Source organism: Tautonia sociabilis (assembly GCF_003977685.1).
GTDB lineage: Bacteria > Planctomycetota > Planctomycetia > Isosphaerales > Isosphaeraceae > Tautonia > Tautonia sociabilis.
Genome location: NZ_RYZH01000023.1, coordinates 28916 through 46373, shown reverse-complemented (window position 1 = coordinate 46373; position 17458 = coordinate 28916). Strand labels below are relative to the sequence as shown.

The 17458-nt window shown below is 71.2% G+C and carries 8 protein-coding genes; 6 read left to right on the top strand and 2 right to left on the bottom strand.

The features are described from left to right. The first annotated feature begins 118 nt into the window (after positions 1-118). Complete coding sequence (locus TsocGM_RS12985; RefSeq protein ID WP_126725802.1) at positions 119-3631, top strand: serine/threonine-protein kinase; 3513 nt, start codon at positions 119-121, stop codon at positions 3629-3631. Positions 3632-4060: 429 nt separating this feature from the next. Here the strand turns inward: TsocGM_RS12985 and TsocGM_RS12980 are convergent, their stop codons facing one another. Next, positions 4061-5770 carry a hypothetical protein gene (locus TsocGM_RS12980; protein WP_126725801.1) on the bottom strand — a complete coding sequence of 570 codons (1710 nt, stop codon included), beginning with the start codon at positions 5768-5770 and terminating at the stop codon, positions 4061-4063. Between the two features lie 208 nt (positions 5771-5978). After that, on the bottom strand, positions 5979-7325 hold the full coding sequence (locus tag TsocGM_RS12975; RefSeq protein WP_126725800.1) for a hypothetical protein: 1347 nt from the start codon (positions 7323-7325) through the stop codon (positions 5979-5981). Between the two features lie 357 nt (positions 7326-7682). Between TsocGM_RS12975 and TsocGM_RS12970 the strand changes: the two genes are divergently transcribed. The 5 genes from TsocGM_RS12970 (at position 7683) to TsocGM_RS26500 (ending at position 17417) form a co-directional block, all read left to right on the top strand. Then, complete coding sequence (locus TsocGM_RS12970) at positions 7683-8960, top strand: fatty acid desaturase family protein (RefSeq protein WP_158633530.1); 1278 nt, start codon at positions 7683-7685, stop codon at positions 8958-8960. 229 nt (positions 8961-9189) lie between these two features. Beyond that, positions 9190-10080: a hydroxypyruvate isomerase family protein gene (locus TsocGM_RS12965; protein WP_126725798.1), complete on the top strand. Its 891-nt coding sequence runs from the start codon at positions 9190-9192 to the stop codon at positions 10078-10080. Positions 10081-10309: 229 nt separating this feature from the next. Then, the gene (locus TsocGM_RS12960; RefSeq protein WP_126725797.1) at positions 10310-13423 is read left to right on the top strand and encodes a DUF1553 domain-containing protein; all 3114 of its coding nucleotides are present in this window, start codon (positions 10310-10312) and stop codon (positions 13421-13423) included. After that, a complete protein-coding gene (locus TsocGM_RS12955; RefSeq protein WP_391732384.1) occupies positions 13420-14907 on the top strand; it encodes a DUF1501 domain-containing protein in 1488 nt (495 codons plus the stop codon). The genes TsocGM_RS12960 and TsocGM_RS12955 overlap by 4 nt, the downstream gene beginning before the upstream one ends. Next, entirely contained in the window at positions 14904-17417 is a 2514-nt protein-coding gene (locus tag TsocGM_RS26500) for a PSD1 and planctomycete cytochrome C domain-containing protein (RefSeq protein ID WP_199756776.1), read from the top strand. Before TsocGM_RS12955 ends, TsocGM_RS26500 begins: the two co-directional genes overlap by 4 nt. Positions 17418-17458: the final 41 nt, after the last annotated feature.

The following is a 17458-nucleotide window of genomic DNA, read 5'->3' as shown; positions in this document are numbered from 1 at the left end:
ATCGTTCTCTCCGACCCCGGCCAGACTCCCCGCAGGGAAGTGGCGCCCAGCCGCGGTCCCCCCGCCGATCCCGAGGGCCAAGCGACCCCGGCCGGCGATCCCTCGACGGGGCCGATCGATGACCCGAGACGACACTGATCTCGACCCGCCCTCTGATGCGAATTCCCGTCAGCGATCCGATTCGACGATCCCGACGGCTCCGATCCCGGACGACACCCCGCCGCTGGACCTGGACCGGCTGGCGGTGATGCTGGCCGCCTTCGAGTCCCGGACGTTCTCCAGCAACGAGGCCCCCGAGCGTTCCAGCCGGCCCAAGGGAGACTCGACCGAGTTCCTGTTCGAGCTGCGGGAGTGCCTTCGCCTGGCCTTGGGGAGCTGGCCCCGCCCTGGCGACGGCCCGAGGCGGATCGGCCGGTTCGAGGTGCTGGAGGAGCGCGGCCGGGGCGGCTTCGGCATCGTCTACCGGGCCTTCGACCCGGTCCTGAGACGCTTCGTCGCGCTGAAGGTGCCCCGCATCGAGGGGCTGGCCCTTCCTGAGCTGCGCCGGCGGTTCCTCCGGGAGGCCCGGGCCGCCGGGGCGCTGGAGCATCCGAATATCGTGCCCGTCTTCGAGGCCGGGGAGGACGGGCCGCTCTGCTACCTGGCGGCGGCCTTCGTCGACGGCCCGACCCTCTCCTCCTGGCTGCACACCCGGATCTCCCTGGTCCCGCCGGCCGACGCCGCGGCGCTGGTGGCGATCATGTCCGACGCGGTGCACCACGCCCACACCCGGGGGGTGCTGCACCGCGACCTGAAGCCCTCCAACGTGCTGTTGCAGGGGGTCGCCCCCGGCGACGACCTCCGCCCGGCGCGACCGGTCCCCCGGCTGACCGACTTCGGCCTGGCGAAGCTGCTGGAGGATGCCGGCGAGGAGTCGCGCAGCGGCGTGCCGATGGGCTCCCCGTCGTACATGAGCCCGGAGCAGGCCGCCGGCCGTCGCCGGGAGATCGGCCCGCTGGCCGACGTCTACGGTCTGGGGGCGATCTTCTACGAGATCCTCACCGGGCGGCCCCCGCTGCGGGGGGAGTCGCCGATGGAGACGATCGCCCTGGTCCTCTCCGAGCAGCCGGTCCCGCCCCGGGCCCTGCGACCGGGCATCCCCCGGGAACTGGAGACGATCTGCCTGACCTGCCTGCACAAGGATCCCTCCCGTCGCTACCCCTCGGCCGAGGCGCTGGCCGCCGACCTGAGGCGATGGCTGGCCGGCGACCCGATCCAGGCCCAGCCCATCCCGATCGGCGAGCGCCTGGGCCGATGGGCCCGGCGTCGGCCGGCCCGAGTCGGCGTCATCCTCCTGCTGGGAATCCTTGGGGCGATCTCCGCCGGCTACCTGCTGGCCCGGGATTCCTGGCTCGCCTCCCACCGGGAGGAGCTGGAGGCCATCGCCTCCCGGGAGCGGGAGCAGCGGGCCGAGGCCGAGCGCCAGGCGGAGCTGGCCGAGCGCCGGCTCGACGCCTCCCGGCTGAAGCAGGCCGACCAGGCGCTGAGCCTCGGCGAGATCGAGCGGGCCCTGGACATTCTCGACGACCTCAAGCCGCTTCCCAGCGGCCCCGACTTCACCAGAGGCTTCCTGAGGAGCCGGGCCGCGGCCGAAATGGTCCCGCTCCGAGGGCACCATCGGAGCGTCATCCAACTGGCCGTGGCACCGGGATCGGGGGCGATCGCCTCGGTCGACCTCGACGAGCGGCTGCTGCTCCACCCGGCGGGGAACACGGCGGCCCCCCTCACCCTGACCGGCGTCGTCGAGGGGGCGACCTATCCCGAGTTCTCCCCGGACAGCCGCTTCCTGGCCGCCTTCGAGACCGACGGCTCGGGGGACGACCACCGCCTCGGCCTGACGGTCTGGGACGCTCGAAGCGGTCGCACGATCGTCCAGTTCCGGCCGGAGGAAGCCGAGGGCGTTCCCCGTTGGTTCGGCTTCCCGGGCGATCGGCTCCTGGCGGGAAGCTGGGTGGGCGAGGCGGGCGAGGCGACCGTGCTCGTCTGGTCCCTGGCGGCCCCGGCCTCGGCCCCGAGGTCGTCGCCGATGGCGACGATCCGGATCCCGGCGGGAGGCCAGGTGGCCTGCGGGGGTCGTTGGCTGGCGATCGCCTCCCCCGGCCGGCTCGTGCTGGTGGATCCCCGATCCGGCGAGGTCGTCCGGGAACTGCCCGACGCGCCGGCGGTCCCGATTGGCCTGGCCCTCTCGCCGGACGGCCGCTCGATCGCCGTCTGCCACGAGGGGGGCCTCTTCGAGCTGAGGGACTCGGAGTCGGGCGCCGTGCTCGGCCGGACCTCGATCGCCGACCCGCTGTCTCCCCCGTGTTTCTCCCCCAGGGGGAAGTGGGCCGGCCTGATCGACCGGGCCGGCACGGTCGCCCTGCTGGGCCGGGACGGCGAGGGCCCGCACACCTTCTCGGCGGCGACCGACGACACGAGGAAGGCCCGGATGGCCTTCTCGCCCGAGGAGGACCGGATCGCCCTGAACGTCTGGAGCAAGGCCGGAGACCAGGAGGCGACGACCGTCCGCCGGATCGGAGATGGCGAGATCCTGGCGACCTACCTCGGCCGGCCGCAGCCGCTGAGCAGCCTGGCCTTCGCTCCGGACGGGCGCCACGTGGTGCTCGCCGGCGGCCCGACCCTCTATTGCTGGCGGCTGGATCCCCCGGAGGATCCCCCCGAGCCGGCCGGGCATCTCGATGAGGCCTGGTCCGCCGCCTTCAGCCCCAACGGCCGCTACCTCGCCACCGGGTCGGACGACACCGACGAGCCGCAGACCTTGAAGCTCTGGGAGGTCCAGACCGGCCGGCTCGTCCTGGGCTGGAAGGCCCACCCCGCCACCGTTTCGGCCCTGGCCTTCCGGCCCGACGGCGGAGCGCTGGCCTCGGCTGGCCTGGAGGCGAGAGAGCACCTGCGGCTCTGGGAGCCGGAGACCGGCACGCTGATCGCCGAACTGATCGGGCACACCGACCGCGTCCGCACCGTCGCCTTCAGCCCCGACGGCCGGCTGCTCGCCTCGAGCGGCTCCGACCGGACAGTGCGGCTCTGGGACGGCGCCGACGGCTCCCCCCTGGATGTGCTCTCCGGCCCGACGGAGACCGTCAGGCAGGTCGCCTTCAGCCCCGACGGCCGGTCGCTGGCCTGCTGCGACAACGGCGGCGAGGTCTGGATGTGGGACCTGGCGACTCGCGTCGGCCGGGTGGTGCTCTCCCGATCAGATACGTACACCAGCCTCGCCTTCAGCCCCGACGGCCTCCTGCTGGCGGTGGCCGACGAGGGGGGATCGGTCACTCTGCTGGATGGAACAACCCTGACCATCCTGTCCACGCTCCGGGTGGACGACGGCAGGATTCTCTCACTCGCCTTCAGCCCCGACAGCCGGGCCCTGGCCATCGCCGGCGAGTCCCGGGCCGTTCGCGTCTGGGACCCGGTCGCCTGCCTGGAGGTCCTGAGCCTCGACGAGCTTGGGAGCCAGGTCAACGACCTGGCCTTCTCCCCCGACGGCCGCATCCTGGTCTCGTGCAGCCACGACGGGGCGGTTCGCTTCTGGAGATCCCCCCTCGTCGAGGCTCAGGACAGCCTGGCCGGGATGCGAAGGCCGGCCTCCCAGTGATTCGGGGGAGCCGGGGTCGCCAGCGCCGGTGAGTGGGGAAGCCGGAAGCCTTCGAGCTCGCACGCGGTCGGCCTCCTCGCCGCGGCAATCAGACCGCCAGCGATCAGGAAACCTCCCCGACCTCGCCCGGCCCGAAGCGGGCACGGGCGAGGTCGGTGGTTCGCCGTCCGGTTGTGGGCCCCCCACTCAACAGGCCCCACGACCGATCATGCTAAGGGACCGTCGCACTACCGCGGTCCCCACCCCAGGAAGCCCGAAGCCGGCCGGGATGGGACAGGAAAATCCGGCCCGGGGAGCCCCGGATGCGCCAGGATTCCCCGAACACGTTTCGAGAATCTCAGTTGCGCCGCGCGGAAGATTCGGGAAACGCCTCTTCCGGACGGTCATCCAGGGCTCGATCTGGTCCACAGCGGGCCAGAAGAGGGGTCTTCAGCGTCCGACCGTCTCCGACCCGGGCTCCCCGAGGGCGAGGGCCGAGTTGGGTTCCGGGCGGATGCGATAGATGCGCAGTTCGGGGTGATTGGGGATGTCCCAGCGGCGGACACGATCGGGGGGGAAGGAGGTTGCGATCAGCTCTTCGAGGAACTGGGAGGCCTTCACGGCGGCCGAACCGCCCCGAACCGCGTAGTCGCCAGCGGCCAGCCGTTCGGCGATCCGGGGGAGCCGGGAGGACATGGGGTCTCCTCCGCCGACGAATTCGCCGAGTTGGGGGATCGAGACGAGTTCCACGACCTCCAGGGCGGGGTCGTCCTGGAGCAGGAACTCCAGCGGCACGGAGATGAAATAGTCCTGGGCGAGGATCAGCCGAGGGGGGGCGCCGGGGGAGCGGAGCCCCTGGGCGAGTTCCCGGGCCAGATCGGCCCGGATGCGGTCGAGCACCATGCGGTAGGGGTCCTCGGACTCGGCCCGGAAGGTCCAGATCGACTCGCCGGCGACCTGCCGGAAGTGCTCGAACCTGTTCCGTTCGACCACGACCAGCAGCATCGCGCCGAGAGCGGCGGTCAGAGCAATCCGAGAGGCCCCTCCCGGGCGGGGGTCGCCGGGGGCGACCCGGGGGAAGAGGGCCTGAAGCCAGCAGGCCAGGACGATCGCCGAGGGGGAGATCAAGACCGCGCCATAGCGGGAGTCGGTGTGGAGCACCTGCGGGCCGCCGAGCAGGTGCAGGCCGGTCATCCCCAGGCCCAGCCCCAAGGCCAGGGCGATCCGATCCCATTGCCGACGCCGAGCCTGGCGGAACGTTCCGACGACCAGCAGCGCCAGCGCCGCCGTCCCGACGACCGCGGACTCGACCCCCGGGTCGATGGGCAGCCACGGCCCCTGGGCCGTCGTGGTGCGATAGCCGTCGAGGAACCGGCCCCAGTCCATCTCCCCAATCCTGGTGAATCGGTCTTCGAGGATGACCCGCACCTCGCTTCGAGTCAGCAGCCAGACGGCCGCCGCTGCCGACGCCGAGGCCATCGCCCCCAGCGACCACCAGGCCCGCCGGGCCTTCGCCGGGTCGCTCCTGGCCCGATCGACCAGCCGGACGATCGCCACCGGGCCGAGGATCGGCACGAGGAAGACGTTCGTCGGATGGACGAGCAGCGCCAGGGCGACGCTGACGACCAGCCAGCCGATTTGCCCTCGCAGCGCGCAGCAGGCGGCGATCACTCCCGCCAGCGGCGTCTGGCCGAATTCGCAGCCGAACCGGGAGAAGACGATCGCCACCGGCATCGTCGCGATCAGGACCGCCGCGGTCAGGGCGGTCGGGCCGTCGAGGACCCGGCGCAGGAGCGGGAGGGCCAGCCCCGAGGCCAGGATGCCCGAGATCGCCACCGGGAGCCTCGGCACCCAGGCCGACGGCTCGACGAACCAGTACAGCGGCGCTTGCGGCAGGACGAGGAACGGGTCGATGAGGTTCCCCGTCACGGTGTGCATCCGGGGGGAGCCGCCGAAGGCCAGCCGCCAGGCCTGAAGCCCGTAGAAGGCCTCGTCCGCGCCGGGGGGAGGCGTCGCCCCCAGGCTGCTGAGCCGGAACCAGGCCGCCACAACCAGCACCGCCGCCAGCCCGGCGATCGCGACCGCCCTGGCCACCCTCCGATTCGGAGCGGTCGGAGGAACGGGGGAGAGGCCGCCGTCCGTCTTGGAGAGATGGTCCATCGTCGTCTCCGATCCGATCGGCCGGGAGCACATCCGGTCCGGCTGAACCGGGAGGATCGGGTCCCAAGCCCTGGAAGCGAAGGAGCGGGGGCGGAGCGAGGAAGACGGAGGCCGGTCGCGGGAGGCGGGAGACGTCCCGCGGCCAGAGACCGCGGGGAGGCGGGGAGCCGGGGCCATCCCTCGGGGATCTCCCCCGGCTGATCCGGCATCAGTTGGCCCGGAGGTGGTCGGAGCGGGGAACGCCGCCCTGGGGAAGGTAGTCGAGGAACTTGAGCGAGGGGTCGGCAGGCACGAGCACCGGGTCGGAGGGGGCGAGGGTGCGACGCAGGCCGATCAGGTCGGCCTCCTGGTCGATCGGCGCATAGGCGATCGGTTCCAGGCCGTCGGGCTCGGTCATGACGGTGCCGGGCTGGTAGGCGTCGCCGAGCGCGCCGGCCAGCAGAACCGAGCCGTCGGGCTCGATGGCGAAGCGGAAGCCGAGGTCCTTGAAGGGAACGGCGTCTTCCTCGCCCCCGGCGGAGGCGGCTCGGACCTGGAACCGCTCGGCTAGGAGAAAACGCATCTCCGAGTGCAAGGCGCGGAGCAAGCCAGGGCTGACGGCCCCCGGCCCGGCCCGCAGCTCCCCCGAGGCCGACAGCCAGCCTGATCCCGGACCGACCGGCTGGGGGCCCCACTCGGCCGACTCGATCGCCAGGCGGGCCCTCCCCTCGAGCCGGTGGCCGGACACGCGCCGGCTGACGAGGGTGCCGAGGTCAACGTCGATCAGCTCCCCGGAGAAGCTCGCCCGCCAGTCGCCGGCACCGGCCCGGGTCAGGACCAGCGCCCCCAGGACCCGGGCATCGGGGCCGAGCCACTCCTCCGAGGAGAAGAAGGGGTCGAGCACTCGGGCCGGCAGCGGCAGGCCGTCGCCGGCGGTGCGGAGCGTGAGGGTTGTGGTCGGCTCGTCGCCGCGGCGGTCTCGGACGAGGACGAGCTCGCAGCGGGGGGGGGGACCTCCCTCGGATTCGAGCCGGTAGCTGGCCTCGACGGTCGGGGCGCCGGCCTCGAATCGGAGCGAGCAGGCCAGGTCGCGCAACGAATAGGAGAGGCCGTCGCCGAGGGCGATGGTGCAGCCCTCGGCCGAGAGGGCGACTCGGTCCCAGCCGGCGTCCGAGGCGGCCCGGCTGAGCAGCTCGCCGACCTGGTCCATGGCCTGCCTTGGGCCCTCGGCGGCAAGGGCGAGCCCCTCGGCCCGGAGGACAAGGCGGCGGCCCTCTCGGGAGAGCCGAAGCGAGTCGGCCCGGCCGATCTCGACATAGTGCGTCTCCCGGCGCGGCTCACGCTGCCAGAGAGCGGCGCCGGTGTAGACGACCTCGCCGGGGCGGGGGTAGCGGACCCCGTCGATCGTGACCTTCAACCCGAGCTGGCGGCCGAGCTGGGCTTCGACGTCGTGCCGGTGGCCCGGCCGGTTGACCTGCCAGGCGGTGAAGGCGACCATCGCCGTCGGCGCCATGGTCGCGACGACGATCCCCAGGGTAACAAGCACCTGACGGTGCGGGCGGGACAGGGTCAGCATCCTTGCCTCCCGGCTCGGCGGCGCGTGCGGCCTCCTCGGCGCGATCCCTCGCGCGGCGTGACTCGTCCTTATGCCCCAGGAACCGGGGGAGGTCAATGCCGCTTCCCCCGGAGATCCGGGAAGAGGAGGGCCGGTGACGGGCCATCGGCACCGGATTCGCTGCCGATCGCGGCGATTCCGCCCGTCGCGTTCCCGATCGGGGCGAAGCAGCCCCCAGGCCGGAGTCCGGTCGCGGCCCACGGCCCAGCCGAGGCAACCGCGGGGTAGACTGGAACGGATCGCCCGAGGAGGCCGGCCGGGGCGGTCGGCCTCGCGGTCGACTCGAACCCTCCTGGAGGATGGATGGTGATGGCCTCGATGTCCCGACGACCGACCTTCAACGCCCCGGGGCTGCGGGATCGGGTCAAGGCGTTGCGCCAGGTCGACAACGCGAGAAGCCTGGCCTGCCTGGCCCGCGAGTACGCCTGCCTGGCGGCGGTGATCGGCGGGGCCGTGTTGTTCGTCGAGTCCCGGGAGGCGTGGGGGCTGTCCCGGTGGTGGAACGTGCCGGTGATCGCCGCGGCGATCGTGCTGGTGGGCGCCCTGCAGCACCGCCTGGCGGGGATCGCCCACGAGGCGTCGCACTTCGCCCTGCTGCGAGAGAAGCGCGTCAACGACCTGGCGGCCGACCTCTTCTGCCTCTTCCCGCTGCTGTCGACCATCCACTTCTACCGGGTCTTCCACCTGGCGCACCACCAGTACACCAACGACCCCGATCGGGATCCCGACCTGCAGAACCTCGGGCCCGGCAAGCGATCGGAGGAGTTCCCGATGCCCCGGGCTCGGCTGCTGGTGACGATCTACCTGGCGCCGCTGTCGGCTCCGCTGGCGTTCCTGCGATACCAGTGGGCCTACGTCGCCGTGACCATCCTGGGGATCGGCAAGAACGTCTACGTCGATCGCGCCGGAGGCGGGGAAGGCCGCGCTCCGCTTCGACGGGGGACGGCCCTCGGCCTCTCCTACGTGATCGGGCTGGTGGCGGCGCTTTGGGTCCTGCATGCCGTCGGCCGGACGGCGTGGCTGCCGGCGGCCGGGGCGATCGGCCTGGGGGCGGCGCTGGCCGTGCTGGCGATGCTGCCGGCCCGGGCGCTGTACCGCTCCCCGCTACGGCAGCCCTACGGGACGAGGGCCGCCGCCGCCGCCCGGCTGGCGTACCTCACCGCGGCGATCGTCGCCCTCGGCCTGCTGACCGCGGAGACGGGAGGGAAGGCGGCGGGATACGGGATGCTCCTGTGGTTCGTGCCGATGGGGACGTCGTTCATGTACTTCATGTATTTGCGTGATGTCTATCAGCACTCGAACGCCGACGCCGGCCCGCTCACCAACTCCCGCGTGTTCTTCTGCGACCCGTTCTCGCGTTGGGCCGTGTTCGTCTACGGGCAGGGGATGCACGTGCCGCACCACCTCTTCCCGGCGATCCCGCACCATCAGCTCCCCCGGCTGCACCAGCTTCTGATGCGGGAGCATCCCGACTATGCTCGCCAGGTGGTTGAGTGCCACGGCACCTTCGCCAACCGCAACGGCCGGCCGACGATCCTCGACGTGCTGACGACCCCTCCCGCCGACGAGTGGGCCGGCCCCCGGCCCCTGGGGTGAGCCGGGGAGCATCCCCTCCCGCCGTCAAAGCCGATCGAGCAGGCCGGGATGCCCGCCGACATCTCCCGGCCTGCTCCGGTCGCATCGACGACGGTGATCGCGTCGCCGGGGAGCGGATGGCCCCCGGCCCCTCGGCCGGAATCCGTTGCGGAGGGGAAGGACGCCCCCCATACTGGGGCGATCCAGTCCCGTCGCGATCATCGGATCCACCGCCAGGGGAGAGCCCGCCATGCGCCGTCCCGCCGAGGACATGCCCGGGTCGATGACCCGGAGGAACCTGCTCCGATCGACCGCCGCCGCCGCCGCGGCCGGCGTCATCAGCCCCGCCCGGGCGGCGCAGGGGCCGAAGGGAACCGCCGTGACGAACGGCCGGCTCCGGCAGTCGGCCTGCCGCTGGTGCTACGGCCGGATCCCGATCGACGATCTTGCCGCCGCCGCGAAGCGGATGGGCCTGGTCGGCATCGACCTGCTCCGGCCCGGCGAGGAGTTCGAGGCGGTCAAGCGCCACGGCCTGGTCTGCACGATGACCTCGACCCACAGCCTGACCAAGGGCCTGAACGACCCGGCCAACCACGACGAGTGCCTCGGGGCGATCCTCGAGGGGATCGAGGCCACCGCGAAGGAGGGCTGGCGGAACGTCATCACCTTTTCGGGCAACCGCAACGGGATGGACGATCGCACCGGTCTGGAGCACTGCGCCAAGGCGCTCCGGGAGATCGTCCCCGAGGCCGAGAAGGCCGGCGTGGTGATCCACATGGAGCTGCTCAACAGCAAGGTCGACCACCCGGACTACATGTGCGACCGTTCCGACTGGGGCGTCGAGCTGGTCAACCGCGTCGGGTCCGACCACTTCCGGTTGCTCTACGACATCTACCACATGCAGATCATGGAAGGGGACATCATCCGCACGATCGAGCGGCACCACACCGCGTTCGGCCACTACCACACCGGCGGCAACCCCGGCCGCCACGAGCTGGACGACTCGCAAGAGCTGTACTATCCCGCCATCTGCCGGGCGATCGTCGACACCGGCTTCGACGGCGTCCTCGCCCAGGAATTCATCCCCACACGGGACCCCCTCACCAGCCTGTCCGAGGCGGTGGCCCTCTGCGACGTCTGAGCCCGGATCGGGTTCGCTCTCCGATTCCGAAGGATCGTCGTCCTCCTCAGCGCCGGGTCAGGATCGGATCGATTCGCGTCGAACCCAATTGCATCCTCCGAATGGTTCTCTCACAATAGATTCGGTGGGGTCTTCACGATCCCCTCCCCCACCCCCGACCGGCACTCGCGCCGCCCCGCTGAATCGACACCCCGCCTCGCCCCCTCCCCGAGCCCCGGATGGTGATCCGATGGCCCGTGTCCGCATCGACTGGCTCCTCGCCGGCCTCGCGATCCTGATTCCGACGTCGTCCCTCCCCCTGGCCTGGGGGCAGGATGAGGCCGGGCTGCCCCCTCCGGTGGAGCACCCGGTGGCGTTCGAGGAGCAGATCCGGCCAATCCTCGCCGAGCGTTGCCTCTCCTGCCACGGCCCCGACCGCCGCAAGGGAGGCCTTCGGCTCGACAACCGGGCCGACGCCCTGGCCGGGGGAGACTCCGGGCCGGTCATCGAACCGGGAGACGGCGCCAAGAGCCTCCTGGTCGAGAAGGTCGCCGGCCTCGACCCCCTCTCGGTCATGCCCCCCTCGGGCGATCCGCTCACCCGGGATCAGGTCGCCCTGATCCGGTCCTGGATCGACCAGGGGGCCGAGTGGTCCGAGGACGACACCCCCGCCGAGGCCCCCCGCAGCGACCACTGGGCCTTCCGGGCCCCGGTTTTACCCGAGCCCCCCGAGGTGCGGGATTTCGGCTGGCCCCGCAACCCGATCGATCGGTTCATCCTCGCCCGGCTGGAGTCGGAGGGCCTTTCTCCCGCTCCCGAGGCCGACCGCTCGACCCTCATCCGACGCCTCTCGCTTGACCTGATCGGCCTGCCGCCGACCCCCGAGCAGGTCGACGCCTTCCTCGAGGACGAGTCGCCGACCGCCTTCGAGTCGCTGGTCGACCGCCTGCTCGCCTCTCCCCACTACGGCGAGCGCTGGGGACGCCGCTGGCTGGACCTCGCCCGATACGCCGACACCAACGGGTACGAGAAGGACCGCGAGCGATCGATCTGGCCCTACCGGAACTGGGTGATCGACGCCCTGAACGCCGACATGCCCTTCGATCAGTTCTCGATCGAGCAACTGGCCGGCGACCTGCTCCCCGGCGCGACAACCGCACAGCGCATCGCCACCGGCTTCCACCGGAACACGATGATCAACGAGGAAGGGGGCATCGACGTCGAGGAGTTCCGCTTCGCCTCGATCGTCGACCGAGTGGCCACGACCGGGTCGACCTGGCTCGGGCTCACCGTTGGTTGCGCCCAGTGTCATTCGCACAAATACGACCCGATCACCCAGCGCGAGTACTACCAGCTCTTCGCCTTCCTGAACAACGCCGACGAGCCGGAGCTGCCCGTTCCCGACCCCGAGATCGCCCGCCGCCGGGCGGAGATCCAGGCGGAGATCGACACGATCGTCGCCGGCCTGGCCGACCGATTCCCCCTCCCCGATCGGCGAGCCCCCGGCCTGACGGATGACGAGGCCCGCCGCCAGCACCTCGCCGAGGCGATGGCCCGGTGGGAGGCTTCGCTACGGACCCACGACTGGACCCCGATCTCCCCAACCCGGCTCTCCTCGAAGAACGGCGCGACGATGGAGGTGCTGGAGGACTCCTCGGTGCTCGTCAGCGGCGACAAGCCGAATCAGGACGTGTACACGGTCGAACTGGAGACGGATCTCACCGGCATCACCGGCCTCCGGCTGGAAGTCCTTCCCCACGAGAGCCTGCCGGACGGCGGGCCGGGGAGGGCCCCTCTGTTCTCCGTGGGCGATTTCCTGCTCACCGAATTCGAGGTGGACGCCGTCCCCGAAGAGGGCGAGACCGCTCGAGTCGCGATCGCGAACGCCTCGGAGGATTACTCGGAGCAGGGGCACCCGGCGGCGAAGGCGGTCGATGAGGTCCCCGACACCGGATGGAACGTCAAGGGAGCGATCGGCCGTCCCCATGCGGCGGTCTTCGGATTCGCCGAACCCGTCGGCGACGGCAGCCGGACGACGCTCGTGCTGACGATGCGGCAGGAATATATCCATCAGATGACTATCGGCCGCTTCCGCGTCTCGATCACGACGGACCCGGCCCCCATCGTCGCCTCCGGCCTTCCCGCCGACGTGGAGGCGATCGCCCGCGTCCCGGCCCCTGAGCGATCCGAAAAGGAACGGGAGCGGATTACACGATATTACCTGTCGATTGCCCCCGAGCTGGCCGAACAGCATGAGGAGATCGCCCGGCTCAGGGAAGCGCTGCCCGACTTCCCGACCACGATGGTCATGCAAGAGCGCCGCCCCGAGCACGCCCGCACCACACACCTCCACCGGCGAGGCGAGTTCCTCTCACCGGAAGAAGCGGTGGAGCCGGGCGTGCCTGCGGTGTTGCACCCGCTCCCCGAGGGGGAGCCGCGCGACCGGCTCACCTTCGCCCGCTGGATCGCCAGCGAGGAGAACCCGATGGTCGCCCGGGTCACGGTCAATCGCCTCTGGGAAGGGCACTTCGGCCGGGGGATCGTCGCCACCGTGGATGACTTCGGCACGAGGGGAGAACCGCCGTCGCACCCGGGGCTGCTCGACTGGCTGGCCGTCACCTTCATGGAGCGGGGCTGGAGCCTCAAGGAGATGCACCGGCTGATCGTGACCAGCGCGACCTACCGGCAGGCCTCCGACGTTTCGCCGACACTGCTCGAGCGCGATCCGGAGAACGTCCTGCTCGCCCGAGGGCCCCGGGTCCGGCTGGACGCGGAGCTGGTGCGGGACCTCGCCCTGTCGGCCAGCGGCCTGCTGGTCGAGACGGTCGGGGGGCCGAGCGTCTACCCGCCCCAGCCCGACGGGGTGACGGCCCTGGCCTACGGCGGCCCGGCCTGGCCGACCAGCACCGGCCCCGACCGATACCGCCGAGGCCTCTACACGTTCACCAAGCGAACCGCCCCCTTCGCGGCGTTCATCACCTTCGACGCCCCCACGTCCGAGGTTACTTGCCCGAGGCGGGAACGGTCGAACACCCCGTTGCAGGCGCTCACACTCTTGAACGACCCGGTGTTCGTCGAGGCCGCGCAGGCACTCGCCCGACGGGTCGCCCGCGAGGTCCCCCAGGATGACGACGAGCAGAGGGCCGTCCGGGCCTTCCGCCTCTGTCTGGCGAGGAGGCCCGACGCAACCGAGATCGCCGCGATCCTCGACTTCCTCGCCGTCCAGCGTGCCCGCCTTGAGGCCGGAGAGCTGGACGCCCGAGCGATCGCCGGCACCGACAACGAGGACGCCGTCGAACTGGCCGCGTGGACCGTCGTGGCCCGGGCGCTGCTGAACCTGGACGAGACGATCACCCCGGAATGAGGCCGACCATGCCCCCCCCGAGCCGAACCCTGCTCGCGATCGCCGCCCGGGAGCGCCTCCAGGCCGCCACCCGTCGGCACTTCTTCCGCGATTGCGGCGTCGGCGTGGGCAAGATGGCCCTGGCGTCGTTGCTGCTCGGCGGACAACCGGCGCCCGCCTCAGACGCGACCCGCGGCGAACTGGCGAACCCGCTGGCGCCCAAGCCCCCCCACTACGCCCCGAAGGCGAGGCACGTCATCTACCTGTTCATGGCCGGCGCCCCCAGCCAGCTCGACCTGTTCGACCCGAAGCCCACCCTCTCGACGTACGACGGCCAGCCCGTGCCGGCCGACGTGGTGAAGGATCAGCGGTACGCCTTCATCCGACGCGACGCCAGCCTGCTTGCCCCCCGCTTCCGGTTCTCCCGGCACGGCCAGTCCGGCGCCGAGCTCTCGGAAGTGCTTCCGCATCTGGCGAAGGTGGTCGACGAACTCGCCATTGTCCGGTCGATGCACACCGATCAGTTCAACCACGCCCCGGCCCAGATCTTCCTGAACACCGGCTCTCCGCTGCCGGGGAGGCCGAGCATGGGGTCGTGGGTCACCTATGGGATCGGCAGCGAGGCGGACAACCTCCCCGGCTTCGTCGTGCTCTCCTCCGGCAGCGGCATCAGCGGAGGAGCGGCCAACTGGTCCAGCGGCTTTTTGCCGACGGCGTTCGAGGGGGTCGTCTTCCGGTCGGAGGGGGATCCGATCCTGAACGTCTCCAGCCCTCCGGGATACGACGACGAACTCCAGCGCGATTCGCTGGACCTCGTGCGATCGCTCAACGAACGGCATCTCGGCCGGGTCGGCGACCCGGAGATCGCCGCTCGGATCGCCTCGTACGAGATGGCCTACCGGATGCAGTCCAGCGCCCCGGAGCTGATGGACCTGGCCGGCGAGTCTCGCGAGACGTTGGAGCTGTACGGTGCGACGCCCGGCCGGGTGTCGTTCGCAAACAACTGCCTGCTCGCCCGGCGGATGGTCGAGCGCGGGGTCCGCTTCGTTCAGCTTTACCATGAGGGGTGGGACCACCACTCCGACGTGGAAGGGGGCCTCCGCAACCAGTGCGGCCAGACCGACCGAGCCGCCGCCGCGCTGGTGATGGACCTGAAGCGTCGGGGGCTGCTCGACGACACGCTCGTCGTCTGGGGAGGAGAGTTCGGCCGCACGCCGATGGTCGAGTCGAACGCCACGCTCGGCCGCAAGCTCGGCCGCGACCACCACCCGCAGGCGTTCACCATGTGGCTGGCCGGCGGCGGCATCAAGGCCGGGCAGACGCTGGGAGCGACCGACGACCTCGGCTTCCACGTGGCGGAGCGTCCCGTGCACGTGCACGATCTCCAGGCGACGATCCTCCACCTGCTCGGGCTCGACCACGAGCGGCTGACCTTCCGCTCCCAGGGCCGCGACTTCCGGCTGACCGACGTCCACGGGCGCATCGTCCAGGAGCTGCTCGCATGATCGTTCGAATTCTCCTCGGCGCGATCGTCTCCGCGTCGGCCGCCGCGCTCGCCGCCGCGGCCGAAGACGGCGGGCGGGTCGACTTCAACCGGGACATCCGGCCGATCCTTTCCAACAAGTGCTTGGCCTGCCACGGCCCCGACGAGGCCGAACGCCAGGCCGACCTCCGCCTCGACCGCGCCAGAGACGCCACCGCCGACCGCGGCGGCTACGCGGCGGTCGTCCCCGGCGACCCGGACGCCAGCGAGCTGATCTACCGCGTTGAGTCGGAGGAGGAGCTCGAGGTCATGCCCCCCTCCTCGTTCGGCAAGACCGTCACCCCCGAGGAAGCCGCGCTGCTGCGGAGGTGGATCGAGCAGGGGGCCGAATACGCCGAACACTGGGCCTACGTTCCCCCCGCTCGCCCCACCCCCCCCGAAGTGAGCGACCCGTCCTGGCCGACCAACCCGATCGACCGCTTCATCCTCGTCCGCCTGGAATCCGAGGGGCTTTCTCCCGCTCCCGAGGCCGACCGCGCCGCCCTCATCCGCCGTGTCTCCCTCGACCTGACCGGCCTGCCGCCGACCCCCGAGGAGGTCGACGCCTTCCTCGCCGATCAATCGGCTGATGCTTATGAGTCACTGGTGGACCGCCTGCTCGCCTCGCGGTCCTACGGCGAGCACATGGCCCGGCTCTGGCTCGACCTGGCCCGCTACGCCGACTCGGCCGGATACGCCGACGACCCGGCTCGGACGATCTGGGCATATCGCGACTGGGTGATCGACGCCTTCAACGCGAATATGCCCTTCGATCAGTTCACGATCGAGCAACTGGCCGGCGACCTGCTCCCCGAGCCGACCGAGTCGCAGCTCGTCGCCACCGCCTTCCACCGCAACACGATGACCAACAGCGAGGGGGGCACCGACGACGAGGAGTTCCGCAACGCCGCCATCGTCGATCGCGTGAACACCACGATGACGGTCTGGATGGGCACCTCGATCGCCTGCGCCCAGTGCCACTCGCACAAGTATGACCCGATCCCTCAGACCGACTACTTCCGCCTCTTCGCCATCCTGAACACCACCGCCGACGCCGACCGCCGCGACGAGGCCCCCACGCTCCCCCTCTACACCGACGAGCAGAAGGCCCACAAGGCCGACTGGGAGCGCGAGGCCGCCGAGCTGCGCGCGACCCTCTCGACCCCGACCCCCGAACTCCTCGAGGCCCAGGCCGAGTGGGAGCGTTCGTTCCCGGCCGAGCCCGAGCCGGACTCGGAGGCGGCGAAGGCTCCCGAGGCGATCCGGGAGATCCTGAAGATCGCCCCCGAGGACCGGGACAAGGATCAGGCCAGCAAGCTGACGGAGTATTACCTGAGCATCACTCCACTCTTGAAAGCCGAACGCGAGCGCCTGGCCGAGCTGGAGCGGAAGCTGACGCCCTACACCACCGTTCCCATCATGCAGGAGCAGCCCGAGCGCGATCGCCGCACCACCCGTATCCAGCGCCGGGGAAACTTCCGGGATCTGGGCGAGGAGGTGCCCCCCGGAGTCCCCGCCGCGTTCCACAACCTCCCCGACGGGGCCCAACCCGACCGCCTCGGCCTGGCCCGATGGCTGGTCTGCGAGGAAAACCCGCTCACGAGCCGAGTGGTGGCCAACCGCTGCTGGGAGCAAATCTTCGGCCGAGGACTCGTCTCCACGAGCGAGGAGTTTGGCTCCCAGGGCGAGCTGCCCACGCACCCGGAGCTGCTTGACTGGCTGGCGACCGAACTGGTCCGATCGGGCTGGGACCTGAAGGCGTTCTTCCGGCTGCTGGTCACGTCGAGCACGTATCGACAATCGTCCCGGGTGACTCCGGAGCTGCTCGAGCGCGACCCGGACAACCGGCTGCTGGCCCGAGGGCCTCGGTTCCGCCTGTCGGCCGAGATGATCCGGGACCAGGCGCTGTTCGTCTCCGGCCTGCTCAGCCCGAGGATGCACGGCCCGCCGGTCAACCCTCCCCGGCCCCAGACGGGCCTGAACGCCGCCTTCGGCAGCGCCATCGACAAGCCGACCAGCACGGGGCAGGACCGCTACCGGCGCGCCCTCTACACCGAGTGGCGCCGCACCAACCCCTACCCGTCGATGACCACCTTCGACGCTCCCAACCGCGAGGTCTGCACCGTCCGCCGCGACCGCACGAACACGCCGCTCCAGGCCCTTGTAACACTCAACGACCCGGTGTTCGTCGAGGCCTCTCAGGCCCTCGCCCGACGGATGGTCCGCGAGGGGGGCGACTCGACCGAGGGCCGCGCCCGGCGAGGCGTCCGCCTCTGCCTGGGTCGGGAGCCCTCCGAGAAGGAGGTGGCCGCCCTGGTCTCCCTCTTCCAGGACGCCCGCTCCGACTTTGCCGACGCCTCCGACGCCGCGACCCGCATGGCCACCGACCCCCTCGGCCCGCTCCCCGAGGGAATGGACGCGGCCGAGCTGGCGGCCTGGACGGTCGTCGGAAACGTGTTATTGAATCTGGACGAGATGTTCCTGAAGCGATGAGCGGTGCCCCCGGATCGCCCCGAAGCCGAACGCGAGGTGAG

What these genes read in the sequence shown, in the direction of transcription:
- TsocGM_RS12985 (WP_126725802.1), top strand. Translation starts at nt 119, where the DNA reads ATGACCCGAGACGACACTGATCTCGACCCGCCCTCTGATGCGAATTCC.
- TsocGM_RS12960 (WP_126725797.1), top strand. Translation starts at nt 10,310, where the DNA reads ATGGCCCGTGTCCGCATCGACTGGCTCCTCGCCGGCCTCGCGATCCTG.
- TsocGM_RS12975 (WP_126725800.1), bottom strand. Translation starts at nt 7,325, where the DNA reads ATGCTGACCCTGTCCCGCCCGCACCGTCAGGTGCTTGTTACCCTGGGG.
- TsocGM_RS26500 (WP_199756776.1), top strand. Translation starts at nt 14,904, where the DNA reads ATGATCGTTCGAATTCTCCTCGGCGCGATCGTCTCCGCGTCGGCCGCC.
- TsocGM_RS12980 (WP_126725801.1), bottom strand. Translation starts at nt 5,770, where the DNA reads ATGGACCATCTCTCCAAGACGGACGGCGGCCTCTCCCCCGTTCCTCCG.
- TsocGM_RS12965 (WP_126725798.1), top strand. Translation starts at nt 9,190, where the DNA reads ATGCGCCGTCCCGCCGAGGACATGCCCGGGTCGATGACCCGGAGGAAC.
- TsocGM_RS12970 (WP_158633530.1), top strand. Translation starts at nt 7,683, where the DNA reads ATGTCCCGACGACCGACCTTCAACGCCCCGGGGCTGCGGGATCGGGTC.
- TsocGM_RS12955 (WP_391732384.1), top strand. Translation starts at nt 13,420, where the DNA reads ATGAGGCCGACCATGCCCCCCCCGAGCCGAACCCTGCTCGCGATCGCC.